The 12,543-nt window shown below is 33.5% G+C and carries 11 protein-coding genes and 2 pseudogenes; 9 read left to right on the forward strand and 4 right to left on the reverse strand.

All coding sequences use genetic code 11. From position 1 onward, the window contains the following. On the forward strand, window positions 1-737 hold a 737-nt coding region (locus tag ORL93_RS28435; protein WP_323055356.1), incomplete at its 5' end, for an Rpn family recombination-promoting nuclease/putative transposase. A 192-nt stretch (window positions 738-929) separates the two neighbouring features. After that, the gene (locus tag ORL93_RS28440) at window positions 930-1,097 is read left to right on the forward strand and encodes a hypothetical protein (protein ID WP_018783210.1); all 168 of its coding nucleotides are present in this window, start codon (window positions 930-932) and stop codon (window positions 1,095-1,097) included. Between the two features lie 79 nt (window positions 1,098-1,176). Here ORL93_RS28440 and ORL93_RS28445 read toward each other — a convergent pair whose 3' ends face one another. Further along, on the reverse strand, window positions 1,177-2,337 hold the full coding sequence (locus ORL93_RS28445) for a tyrosine-type recombinase/integrase (protein WP_265960121.1): 1,161 nt from the start codon (window positions 2,335-2,337) through the stop codon (window positions 1,177-1,179). Window positions 2,338-2,691: 354 nt separating this feature from the next. On the opposite strand from ORL93_RS28445, the gene ORL93_RS28450 reads away from it, so the two are divergent. After that, window positions 2,692-3,675 carry a ribbon-helix-helix protein, CopG family gene (locus ORL93_RS28450; protein ID WP_097795800.1) on the forward strand — a complete coding sequence of 328 codons (984 nt, stop codon included), beginning with the start codon at window positions 2,692-2,694 and terminating at the stop codon, window positions 3,673-3,675. 198 nt (window positions 3,676-3,873) lie between these two features. On the opposite strand, the gene ORL93_RS28455 is transcribed toward ORL93_RS28450, so the two are convergent. Next, window positions 3,874-5,259: a family 8 glycosyl hydrolase gene (locus ORL93_RS28455; RefSeq protein ID WP_097795799.1), complete on the reverse strand. Its 1,386-nt coding sequence runs from the start codon at window positions 5,257-5,259 to the stop codon at window positions 3,874-3,876. A 697-nt stretch (window positions 5,260-5,956) separates the two neighbouring features. Here ORL93_RS28455 and ORL93_RS28460 point away from each other — a divergent pair. Next, window positions 5,957-6,040, forward strand: a pseudogene (locus ORL93_RS28460) (IS6 family transposase); the annotation flags it as partial. Between the two features lie 69 nt (window positions 6,041-6,109). Here ORL93_RS28460 and ORL93_RS28465 read toward each other — a convergent pair. Beyond that, a complete protein-coding gene (locus ORL93_RS28465; protein WP_098161517.1) occupies window positions 6,110-7,318 on the reverse strand; it encodes an MFS transporter in 1,209 nt (402 codons plus the stop codon). A gap of 381 nt (window positions 7,319-7,699) precedes the next feature. On the opposite strand from ORL93_RS28465, the gene ORL93_RS28470 reads away from it, so the two are divergent. The 3 genes from ORL93_RS28470 to ORL93_RS28480 are packed head-to-tail and all read left to right on the forward strand — an operon-like array spanning window position 7,700 to window position 10,942. Continuing rightward, window positions 7,700-8,974, forward strand: a complete 1,275-nt coding sequence (locus ORL93_RS28470; RefSeq protein WP_265960122.1) for an aspartate aminotransferase family protein — start codon at window positions 7,700-7,702, stop codon at window positions 8,972-8,974. Further along, window positions 8,971-9,918, forward strand: a complete 948-nt coding sequence (locus ORL93_RS28475; protein WP_098927644.1) for an inositol monophosphatase family protein — start codon at window positions 8,971-8,973, stop codon at window positions 9,916-9,918. The genes ORL93_RS28470 and ORL93_RS28475 overlap by 4 nt, the downstream gene beginning before the upstream one ends. Continuing rightward, complete coding sequence (locus ORL93_RS28480; RefSeq protein ID WP_265960123.1) at window positions 9,896-10,942, forward strand: zinc-dependent alcohol dehydrogenase; 1,047 nt, start codon at window positions 9,896-9,898, stop codon at window positions 10,940-10,942. Before ORL93_RS28475 ends, ORL93_RS28480 begins: the two co-directional genes overlap by 23 nt. Window positions 10,943-10,948: 6 nt before the next feature. Here ORL93_RS28480 and ORL93_RS28485 read toward each other — a convergent pair whose 3' ends face one another. Further along, window positions 10,949-11,095 (reverse strand): hypothetical protein, encoded by a 147-nt coding sequence (locus ORL93_RS28485; RefSeq protein WP_265960124.1) that lies wholly within the window; start codon window positions 11,093-11,095, stop codon window positions 10,949-10,951. A 12-nt stretch (window positions 11,096-11,107) separates the two neighbouring features. Here ORL93_RS28485 and ORL93_RS28490 point away from each other — a divergent pair. Together ORL93_RS28490 and bla are read left to right on the forward strand one after the other, a co-directional pair. Next, a pseudogene (locus ORL93_RS28490) lies at window positions 11,108-11,395 on the forward strand (DDE-type integrase/transposase/recombinase); the annotation flags it as partial. Between the two features lie 204 nt (window positions 11,396-11,599). Further along, complete coding sequence (bla, locus tag ORL93_RS28495; RefSeq protein WP_265960125.1) at window positions 11,600-12,538, forward strand: class A beta-lactamase; 939 nt, start codon at window positions 11,600-11,602, stop codon at window positions 12,536-12,538. The last annotated feature ends 5 nt before the right edge of the window (window positions 12,539-12,543 follow it).

Genomic DNA, 12,543 nt, shown 5'->3' on the forward strand with positions numbered 1-12,543 from the left:
ACCAGCTGTTTTGGATAAAAAGAAGGCTTGAGCCGGATGTTTGGAAACGGACAAGTCCGGTTCTGAGGGGAGAAAGGGTCCGTGAGGACTCCGACTTACCCGACCTCCGAAATACACATGATATGGTAAAACGCTCTTTATACTATTGGAGTAAGCTCTATACATCCCAAATGCAAGAAGGTATGCCATATCGTTCACTTCGGAAAACAATTACCATTAACTTATTAGATTTCATATTATTTTCTTATGAAGACTCATTTCACACCATCGGACAATTATGGAATTCGAAAACACAACAGGTTTTAAGTGACGATATTGAAATCCATTTTGTAGAGATTCCAAAATTAGTGAAACAATGGCGTGAAGAAAAAGTAAATCCATGGGAAAATACATTTGTCCGTTGGATGTTATTGTTACCAGCCCATGAAGATGAACACTTAACTCAGACATTGGAGGAGATTGCGATGAATCAAGATCCAATTTTACAAAAGGCAATAAATAAATGGGAAAATATGAGCCATGATTCTTCTTTCCGAACAGCTTATGAAGCTCGTGAGAAAGTACTTCTAGATGAACAAGCTAAAATAGCTCATGCTCATGAGGAAGGTAAAGAAGAAGGTAAATTAGCTGAGCGTGCACAATTAATTCGTGGTATGCATAAGAATGGTATGCCGTTAGCAGACATTGCGAAATTCACAGGTCTAAGTACAGAAGAAATCCGAAAGATAGTATTATAATGCATGAAATTCAATGAATCCAGCAACTACATTCAAAGAGCCGCTCCTATATCTATTCAGAAGCGGCTCTTTAGTTTTGGTGTAAAAAAAAACTTTCATACCACTTGTCTACTTCCCTTATATCTTTTGAGAATATATCCACATCTGTCAGCATATATATTAAATATAATAGATATGTGAAAGGGTGAGAGTGTGATTTCATCATATTCAATAAGATACATTTTAATAACGGGTAATACTTTTATAAAAAAAGGAATCACTGTATATGCATCTTCTGCTTTCTTTGCTATTGAAAAAATCAAAAAGGAATTAGAACGTCGCTTTTCTAATCCTACAAAAATTGAAGTCTATGCAGTATAAATATTTAAAACAATTAAAGGTGAAACCAATATCAGTTTCACCTTTAATTGTTTTGAATTTAATATGTATTAATTACATATTAAAATTCATCTTCACCAATTAAATTCCCCGCATCCTTATCCTTAATTAAACGTTGCTTTAAATAATTTTCTTTTGTCGTTCTATCATCTTTATGACCTACTGCGGCTGCGATAAGATGTGGTGGTAACTCTTTGTAATCGTACAAGTACTGTACATAAAAGTGTCTAAAGAAGTGAGGCGTTATTCTAATATCTTTCGTAAACGATAGCTCCGTATCCTTAATAATCTTTGTAATGTACTGAGATAAATAATTTTCTCGATATGCTGTATGATTTTTAGTTTGAAAGATGGTACCACCATTTTTATTACCTATATTAATAGGAAGTCGTCGGCGTATACGAAAAGCAACAATACGATGAAAAATCTCCTTATTAATAGAAACAATTCTTTCACCATTACCCTTTGTATCTACAGTCAAGTAATACCGATCACGTATTGAATCAAATTCAAGGTTTTCCCACTTCGCATGAGCAACTTCCGCGACACGTAACCCCGTTGTCGCAAGAATAGATAATAAAGCATAATTAATCTCGTTATCCTGATAATAGCGAAGTAACTGCTTTACTTCGTCATAGGATAAATCCCTCTTTGGTTTATGATGCTTGCCTACTGTGGTACTTAATACTTCTACATGTAGTGGCTCCTGAATATATCCGATTCCATATAGCCATTTTAAATAGGAACGAATTACACCTAGCTTTCTACTGATTGTGGATGGTTTGTATTTCTCCTTGGATTGATAGGAAACTGCCTCTTCTGACAACCACCTCTGATAGTTACGGATATGACGTTTTCGTAGATTCCTCCATACACGACCATCTTCGTAATCTTTTACATCTTGCTGCAGAAACTCTTTGCTTTGTTTAATAAAAAAATAGAATTGACTTAGATCACGTGCATATAAAACACGTGAATTATCCTTTATCCGTTTTTCCTTATCAAAATGAGTTTGTCGGTTTAAATAGTAGTACAGTATCTCCTCATCAGAAAAACAATCATACGTTTGTTTATCTTCTCGTTCATTGTTTTCTTTTCTGTGCTCCGCTTTTTTGAGAATATCTTCATTCCAAATTGCAATTATATTTGCGAAGTCATGTTTTTGTTTTCCAACAATTTTTAAAGAATTATCATTATGTAATGGATTTATTTCAAATTTCATCATACATCAACTCCTAACGGAATTACATTCTATTACTATTATAACCTATATACATGTGAAACTAGTTGTGTAAATAAATTTAAATTAATTTATTAGTAAACACATAATAACCATAGAAAATTGCACATTTTCTATAGTTATTATGTGTTTACTTTTATTTATTCTTATTTATTCGTTTTATACTATAATAAAAATGAATTTAATTATAAATTATACCCCGTTATTAGATACTAATTTAAATAGTTTACTTTTTATTTATGTTATAATAAATTTAAATTATCTATTTTATAAATTATAATTTACATAATAATATTATTTCTTATATATATAAATGGAATCTTAGGGGGAACGTAAATGCTTAGTACATATGAAATAAATATGACCACGAATGAGGTAAAAGAGTACTTAGATATTAGTCACTTCACATTTAATAATTTAATGAAACAGGGACAACTAAATCCAATTAATAAGGATACATGGCGTTTAGATGGAAGTTTTTTATTTAACAGGGAAGAGGTAGAGAAATTAAAAGAAGAACTTGAGGTAGAAGGAATTACTTTATATCAAGCAAGCAAAGAGTATCATATCAGTATGTATCAACTCGAAAAATGGGTAGAAGAGGGAGAGTTAGCTTGTACTATACAGGAGCATCGTAATCGTAAAACAAAATTTGTAAAAGAAGATGACATCCGTGAATTAGTACAACAAATAGAGCGAAAAAATACGATCTATACATACTCACAAAAGCATAATGTAGTATTATTACAAAGGTTTATGAAAGGGAATACGTTAGCACGTATTATCTCGATTCCAAAACGTGGAGATATAATACTTCGTGATGAATTTGGGAATGACATGACATTAGGGGATGCAATAAAAGTAGGATATGAGCCTGCCTATGTTTTATCTGATCAACCGCGAAGTCATCATCAAAGATTTGTGAAATTCCGTTTCCCTAAATCTGACCAATTACGAAGTGATATTTTTCGATTTATTGATCTCATATTACAGTATGTGTCTCCGAGAAACTTAAAAATATCAGTAGAAGATGAATTTTGGTATTTTGATATTCGTCAATCTTTAGTATCATTATCATCTGGAATGCAGACCGAATGGATGGATAGTTTAGCACCCTATATAATAGAAGGAAAACTGATACAACGTGTTAATAATAGTGTGTATTTAGATAGTAATACCGTAACAAAGCCGGTAACTCTCACAAGTAACGAGTATAAATCTATAACAAAAATTGTAGAAGAAACAAACAGTTCCATCGAAGAATTTATTAAAGAAGCAATTCGAAATAGAATTAATCTGCACTTACTTAATCAAAAATAAAAAGGTTCCATTTGAACAATTTTTCCTTTTTCTATGCTGATCACACATCTTTTTCTAGAGTCCTACTATCAGTATGTCCAAGTTTAGGAGATTTACTTGCAAAAGTTTTAGAGTTTTTGTACCAAAGCAGGTTTTCAGTATTCATAGAACTACTCCCAATTATAGAAGTGGGAGTAGTTCAAATACTGCATATGGATTCTATTCCTTATATTCAGACTGAATTTCTGACTTTGTTGGATTTTGTATGTTTTTTTCATCGGGTGTCGGTTTCCACCAATTACCAGTTATGAATAACATGGTCAATAAATTATAACTGTCACTAAAATAGCTTTCTTTTTTATTCTTCATCCAATCCCATCCGTTATTAACCCACGCTTGATTATTACTGTTAGTTGTACCAGCAGCAATAAATGGTGAAACGAACACAGCTGTTGGATAATCACCAATGTTTGTTCCATTTAGTTCATAACCGTCCACAATTTTAGATGGGTTACCTTTTGTTTTATTTTTAATCCACGTAGCGACCTTATCAGAAATCACCTTACTTCTCTTTTCTCCATACATTGCATAATCCATAACAATTCGGAGTGGTACACGACTCGCATTATAGTAGTATGCATCGGTATGTTTTGATTCATCTAAAAAGTCTTTAGGCGCAGGCTGTGGTGGATTTTTCACAACAAAATCAGAAATCAATCCTGTAGTTGGCGAGTATTTATTTGTAAACTGTGAATAAGTATTGTAGAGATTATCAATAACATTAAGCCAAGTTTTATCTCCTGTAAATTCGTAGAAAGCTCTTAAATGAGACATCATCCAATCGGAAGGTCTAGTATCAAATGTACTCTTTGAACCCCAATCACCTAAATTCAAACTATTATTTTGGGTCACATTACTAGCCTTAATACCTTTTGTAATCATATTTTGAGCTTCTTTCAAATAGTTGATTGTGCCATTTGACCCCCATTGCTTATGAGCAAGAAGAAGTGAGTAAGCAATGTCTAAATCCCCATCTGTCGCAGAATCAAAATGCCCTTGAGCTTTTTTACTATCGGCTACAACCCAACCCATTAAATTGGGATTTTCGGAACTTTTAAAAGCTCTCGCTGTTTTAAATAAGCCATTATAAATAGTTTGGGCGTTTGAATCATAACCTGCCATTAAAACCGTGATTATCATACCATAACCCTGTCCTTCTGAAGTTCCTAACGGTTTAAAGCCGTCTGCATTTCCTGTAATCTCTCCTTTGACGTAGTAACCACCTGGAAGTGAAGAAAGATCATTCTTTAGATACTTATTTTTCCAATTATTATAATAATTTTTAACTGAAGTATTCAAACTTTCTTGCGAAACATGATTCGGTTTAATAATACCAGAGTAGTTTACTTGCTGTGGAAAGGGTTTCATCTCTTTAGCAACAGCTGCTACTTGAAGAGTGTTTGATGTAGTAGAAGTATTTATTATGTCTCCAGTATTTCTTAATGAAGTGTTGTCTAAAACCTCTGCAGCAGTACAATTAGTATAACTTGCTAAACCTATACCAAATGCGGATATAAAAGTGAATATCTTTCTTTTTCGGCTCATTTTTCGGCTCCTTTAAAAAATTAATTTTCGTAAAGTACAGAAACAATCCTATAATTCTATGAAATTTACTTTACTAATACATCAACTTTGATGTACTTTTCATCTTTGCTCAATTCCATTTTACAAATGATATATATAAGTTGTATTTCTAGGTAGTTTTCGTACAGAGCGGATACAATTACTCCTGATTTAGTAGTTTATATAAGAAAGTAAAATCACCATATTTATGTGTCTTAGCAGATACAATTGAGTTGAAATTTTAGATGAAATGGGATGTGATTTTATATAGCTCTCAAAATTTACTGTTGTTTGCTTTCCAAGATTTTTTGATACTATTTGTTACGGAAATTTTTCTTTGGGAGGAGAATCCGCATGTAAATTTGAGTCACTTACACCCAATGCCATTGTTCATGCCACCACAACAGCCAATAATAAGCTAAAGGAACTTTTCAATATAATCACCTCTTAAAATGTATTTATATAGAAAATGTACCGTTTTTTGGTGATTATTGAAATAGTCTTTAATATTTTTCAAAAGATGTCTGATTTTATGTTTTTTACTATTTTTATAGGAATATGACTGACCGAGCATGCTCTATAAACAAAAAGGAAACACCTAAGCTACGGTTCTGCGTAGGTGTTTCCTTTTGCATAATGGTTTTTTATATTGGACTACTTACATCTTGTTATATAGAAAAAAATGGGACAGATTGATTTACAGAATCAGTCTGTCCAAAACCAGAAAAAGTTCATCCACCAAGTATTTGGACTTATAGTATAAAATACGATTCCACTAGAAATCTACTATTATCCATGTTCTTCTTCATATATTTGCATCAGAACCCTAAATCTAAATTTTATGATTATTATCATGTTCTCGTATAACTGATAAACGAGCATTTCCCAAAATTTGAATTCCAATTATCAATATTAACATTATTAACATTATACAGGCAAATAGCCAAAAAGTAATTTGAGCAGGGTACTTATCCATACTCTGTCCTATAATAATTGGAATTAATGAGCCACCAAGACCGTTGGTAGCTAATAATATACTGGTTGTCTTTTCTGTTTGTCCAGGAAAATATAGGTTTGTGATAATTAAGGCAATCGCAAACATTGCTGCCATAAATAACCCCAGAAAGAAGCATAGAAAGAAACCCAACCAAACATTTCCACTAATGGCTAGCAATATAAGTACAACTAGGCCTCCAATATTAATTAAAAGTAAAAACGTGTTATAGGTAAGCTTTTCAGAGATAACACCTGTTAACGCACGCCCTATTACCATTGCCATCCAGTAAACAGTTACAGTCAGTGTTGCAAGAGAATTAGGGACTTCCCACTCTTCCATGAAAATTGAAGGCAAAAAATGAACAATAGATACTTCGCTTCCACCATAACAGAAGAAATATATCGCAGAAAATGTAATGATTAAAAACGTCTTTTTAGTATAAGAACCAGTTGTTTTATTAACAGATGTATTAGTATTGGTATTCTTTATAAGAAATTCATCGACTTCACCAAAAGACAATACCTTCCATCCGAGCATAACTAAAAATGAGCTCAATCCTAATATCAAAAATGCATATTCCCAAATACCCTTACCTATAAGTACGCTGGAGAAAAGTGGCATGAATAGTGCACCTAATCCAAACGCAACTTCTAGTTTACTCATTGCTGTGGCTTGTTTTTCTTGAAATGTAACTAAAATGATTGTGCCAATACAAGATTCCGCTAATCCAGCTCCATATCCTGCTAATCCGACTAATGGAAAAAGAAAATACCAATTTGGTAGAAAAAATGTAAAAAGCTCAAGACTAATCATAATTAAACCCAGGAGAACTACATTTTTACGTCCTAGTTTTCTAACTAGAATAGGCATGCTAAGTACACCAAGTAAAAAACCAACAAATTGACCAAAGATGAGTAAACCACCATTACTATAATTTTGCTTATAGTGAATTAGAATTTCAGGTAGCATTGCACCAATGATAACTAAGGTAAAAGCGATTAACATGTACGAAAAGAAGCTTATCCAAAGTAAACGTTTTAGCAACTATTTCTCCTCCTTATTAATAATATATTTATTGTTTAAATCAATTGCATATAATAAACCTCTAATATCTAGATATTACCAATATTATTATATAGAAAAAATTAAAATTTCAAAATTTAAATTTTTAATGTTAACAATTTTTAATTATACTACCTTTTTTTATGTTTTTTTTAAAAATTTTGTATTTTTTATTTTCTCAACATAATTTACCTTAATTTAACTTGTAGTACGGATATTTCACATTATATTATGAGACTGTTATTTAATAACAATTTTCAAATTGTGGTGCATAGTAAATACAGTCATAATCCATTATTAGTTAGGTTGGGCCCCCTAACACATAAATTTTAACATTACTAAAATAATAGGAGTGTTGTAAAAATGAATGGTAAAGTTAAAAGTTTAACAAACCCTGACAGTCTGTATTACAAAGTAGACAATGTCGTTATGGAGAGAGGGGAAGGTATCTACCTTTACGATCAGGATGGAAATAAATATTTTGACTGCGCATCAGCTACATTTAATTTGAATTTAGGATACAGCAATAAAGAAGTGATTGATGTAGTAAAAAATCAAATGGATAATCTTATTCATGTTACTTCATCTTATCAAACAGACCCTGTAAATAAATTAGCAGAGAAACTTGTTGAAATTGCTCCTAGCAATCTCACAAGGGCACACCCAAAAGTTAGCAGTGGCTCAGCGGCGAATGAAGGCGCTATTAAAATGGCACAATACAATACCGGGAAACGTGATGTTATTTCTTTATTCCGCAGCCATTTGGGACAAACATATATGATGTCAGCCCTTTCAGGAAATGCTTTTCGAAGAGAACCATTCCCACCTCAATTTTCCTTTGGATTGCAAGTCCCAGATCCTTATTGCCTGCGTTGTTTTTACAATCAAAAATCTGATTCTTGTGGAATGCTGTGTGTCGAGAGAATTAATGATTTTATTGAATATGCAAGTACAGGGAATGTTGCAGCTATTATGGTTGAGCCGATATCAGGAAATGGAGGAAATATTGTTCCACCTAAGGGATATTTCAAATCGTTGAAAAAATTATGTGAAGAACACGATATTGCATTAATTTTTGATGAGATACAAACGGGATTTGGTAGAACAGGTAAAATGTTTGCTGCTGATTACTTTGATGTACAACCTAATATGATGACAGTAGCTAAAGGTTTAGGTGGAACTGGATTCCAAGTTGCAGCTATCCTTACTGAAGAGAAGTATGTGGGTATGCCTGGTCACCATCATTCTTTTACTTATGGATCGAATGTAATGGCATCTGCAGCAGCATGTACCACAATTGATATATTACAAAGACCTGGATTTTTGGAAAATGTGACTGTGGTTGGAAATTATATTATGGCACGTTTAGAAAAAATGAAAGAAAGATTTAAGTTTATTGGAGATGTAAGAGGTGTAGGTTTAATGATTGGGGTTGAAATAGTAAAAGATAATAATGAACCTGATGTTGAGCTTACAAATCATATTGCAAAACGTGCTATGGATCATGGCATAATTATCAGAACATCTAGATATGGATACGGAAATGTGTTTAAAATTCGTCCACCTCTTACTATTACTCTAAGTGAGGCAGAAGAACTGTGTTATAAATTAACTCATCTATTGGAGGAGATCAAGTGAAAACCTATATTATTGAGTTAGGAAAATACGTATATAATAAGGTGAAAAATCAAAAGGGAACTTTGAAAAACCGTATAGTTAATGGGTACTCTCCAGGTGGAGATGCACAGTTTAATATTGATACTGCAGCAGAAAATGCGGTCCTTGATTATATATCAGATAAGAAAGAACCTGTTGCATTCTATACTGAAGATGGTGGTCTTAAGATTTTTGGAGAAAATCCACAATATATTTTAATTGTAGATCCGATTGATGGTACTCGTCCTGCAGCTGCAGGACTTGAAATGTCTTGTATTTCTATTGCTCTAGCAAAATACAAAGACAATTCTAAAATTAAAGATATTGAATATGCGTTTCTAATGGAACTTAAAACAGGTAATTACATGTATAGTGATATTTTTTCAGATTCTATAGAATTTGAAGGCTATAATAGCCAATTACCAAACTTAAGCCAGGGCAAAGACATTAAGAATATGTTTTGGAGTTTTGAGTTTAATGGTCATCCTACTAACTTAATGATTGAATCTTATGGACATCTAATCGATGAGTCAGCAAATAATGGTGGCGTATTTATATTTAATAGTGCATCTTATTCTATTTCACGAATTATTACAGGCCAAATGGATGCATATGTAGATATCGGGAATAGACTTCTAAAAGATTATCCAGATTTGTTACCAGATTTTCAAAGAGTAGGAAATGGTCAAGTCTTACACCTCTTTCCATATGATATAGCTGCCAGTGTGTTTCTAGCGAAAAAAGCAGGAGTTATTATTACTGACGCATATGGTAATTCTTTAGATGAAACTCTTTTAACAGATCTCAGTTATATTAACCAGCAATCATGTATAGCAGCTTCTACCAAAGAATTACACCAAAATTTATTGGAACAAATTAATTGGAAAGGGAGCGAGGAAAAGTATGAAGGCATTGGTATGGACTGAAAATAAAACATTAGAATATAAAGAAGTGGAAGAACCTCAAATACAAAAAAATAATGACGTAAAAGTCAGGATTTATGGTACTGGGATTTGCGGGACCGATTTGAATGTACTAAAAGGGAAGATGTATGCTGCTCCAAATATGGTTATGGGACATGAATCGGTTGGAGTCGTAGTGGAAATAGGGGAAGAGGTTAGAAATGTAACCGTAGGAGATCGTGTCGTAATTGATCCTACTCAGTTTTGTGGGAAATGTTATTACTGTAGAAAAGGTTTAACATGCTATTGCGAAGAGTTCGATGAATGGCAGCTAGGAATCGGTTCTCATGGGACTTTTGGAGAATATTATGTTGGAGAAGATAGATTTATTTACAAATTACCTGAATCAATGGAATGGGAGAGAGCTACATTAATTGAACCTCTTTCATGTGTCCTTAGCGTTATAGAAAAAGCTAATATAAAACCAGATGACTCCGTTCTAGTTTTAGGGTCTGGACCGATTGGACTATTAGTTCAGATGATTGCTCGAAAACTTTCTAGAATTACAGTTGCCACAGAAATTGGTCCCTTTAGAACAGAAGCTGCACGAAAAATAACCAAATATGTATATCATCCGCAAAAACTCACCTTAGAAGAAATCTACCGGATTAATCAAGGAAGAAAGTTCGATGTAATTTTTGATGCCATAGGTAATCAACTAGACTGGGCATATCCGCTTATTGAAAAAGGTGGAAGGCTTATTCCAATGGGGTTTGATGATACCTATGAGTTCAAAGTTAAACCGTTTGAATTACTATCAAAAGGAATTACAATTATTGGAACCGGAGAAGCACATCATATGATGGAAAAGGCTTTATCCTGCGCTATAGACCTTCCAGAATTATCGAATTTAATTACGGAAAAAGTAGCACTTGAAAATTTTGATACAGCTATTGGTAACTTAATGGGGTTTGATTCAACTACTAATGAAAGAAAAGATATTAATTCCATTAAAACAATTTTAGTCTCTGAACCCAATCGTATTTAAGAAATATTAACCGGCTATTTGTTTTATAAATTCAATGAAAATAATAATTTGCCTTCCCGCTTTTATCTCATCATCAGGAGCATCTGGATACCCAGCGAGTTTTATATATCGACCTTTTAAAGAGTAGATCAATACTTCAATTTGGATTTTCATATAGTCCATTTCAAAGCGCCGGCATTACTTTGCGTATTTAACAAATTAAGAAAACAAGGATTTTATCAAACTATAATCCATTGTACAATCAAGCATTTAAACAATCTTATTGAACAGGATCATAGGCATGTAAAGAGACGTTTTGCTAAATCCGCAGGATTTCAAAATTTTCGTCATGCTTCACGTACGATAAAAGGTATTGAAACCATTCATGCTCTATATAAACAAAGGCGAAGTCTTCAAGGAGACTCCGCCTTTTCAACGTACAATGAACTTCAACAATTACTAGCTACTTCTTAAACATTTCTCCTCATTTACCAACCTGTTTGTGCTTTTTTCAAACTTTGCAACAGAAACCTCTGTTTTATCTTAAAGTTAATTATTTTTTATAAATTATGGAACAAAATCATGACTCGAATTGTCTATTAAGTGTACTTTTAAAAACTGGTACTTAAATTAGATACATTGTATCCAATTTGACATCCATTTTCTATATTACAAAAGATGAAAGGATTGATTATTTTGAAAAGTACGAGGATGATAAAAATAGGAATGTGTGTTGGAATACTAAGTTTAAGTCTTGCAAGTGTAAAACTTTTTACAGGGGAACCATTGCAGGTGAAAGCAAAAGAAAAAGCAGAGAAAACTAAACATGCAAATCATGCGACTCATCGAGAGTTCGCGCAACTCGAGAAAAAGTTTGACGCTCGACTGGGTGTCTATGCTATCGACACTGGGACAAATCAGACAGTAACCTATCGACCTAATGAACGGTTTGCTTACGCATCTACCTACAAAGCTCTGGCTGCAGGAGCAGTGCTACAGCAAAATTCAATTGACAAACTCGATGAAGTTATCACCTATACAAAAGATGACCTAGTCGAGTATTCACCAATTACAGAGAAACACATGGATACCGGTATGACTCTTGGGGAAATTGCGGAGGCTGCTATTCGTTACAGTGATAACACTGCGGGGAACCTTTTATTCAAGAAACTAGACGGACCTAAAGGATTTGAAAAAGCGCTTAGACAGATTGGTGATAAGGTTACCATGGCTGATCGCTTTGAGACAGATTTAAACGAAGCTATTCCGGGAGACATTCGTGATACAAGTACAGCAAAAACACTTGCTACCGATCTTAAGGCTTTCACGGTCGGAAATGCGCTCCCAACTGACAAACGTAAAATCCTTACGGATTGGATGCGTGGAAACGCTACAGGAGACAAACTCATCCGCTCTGGCGTACCAAAAGATTGGGAAGTCGATGATAAATCTGGAGCCGGAAGCTACGGAACACGAAATGACATTGCCATCGTTTGGCCACCGAATAGAGCACCCATTATCATCGCAATTCTGTCCAGCCGAGATAAGGAAGATGCTACTTATGATAATGAACTAATCGCGCAGGCTGCCAAGGTTACAATCAATGCTCTCAAGTGAGGGCA

Origin of the sequence: Bacillus sp. DHT2 (assembly GCF_026241455.1) — a bacterium.
Classification (GTDB): domain Bacteria; phylum Bacillota; class Bacilli; order Bacillales; family Bacillaceae_G; genus Bacillus_A; species Bacillus_A pseudomycoides.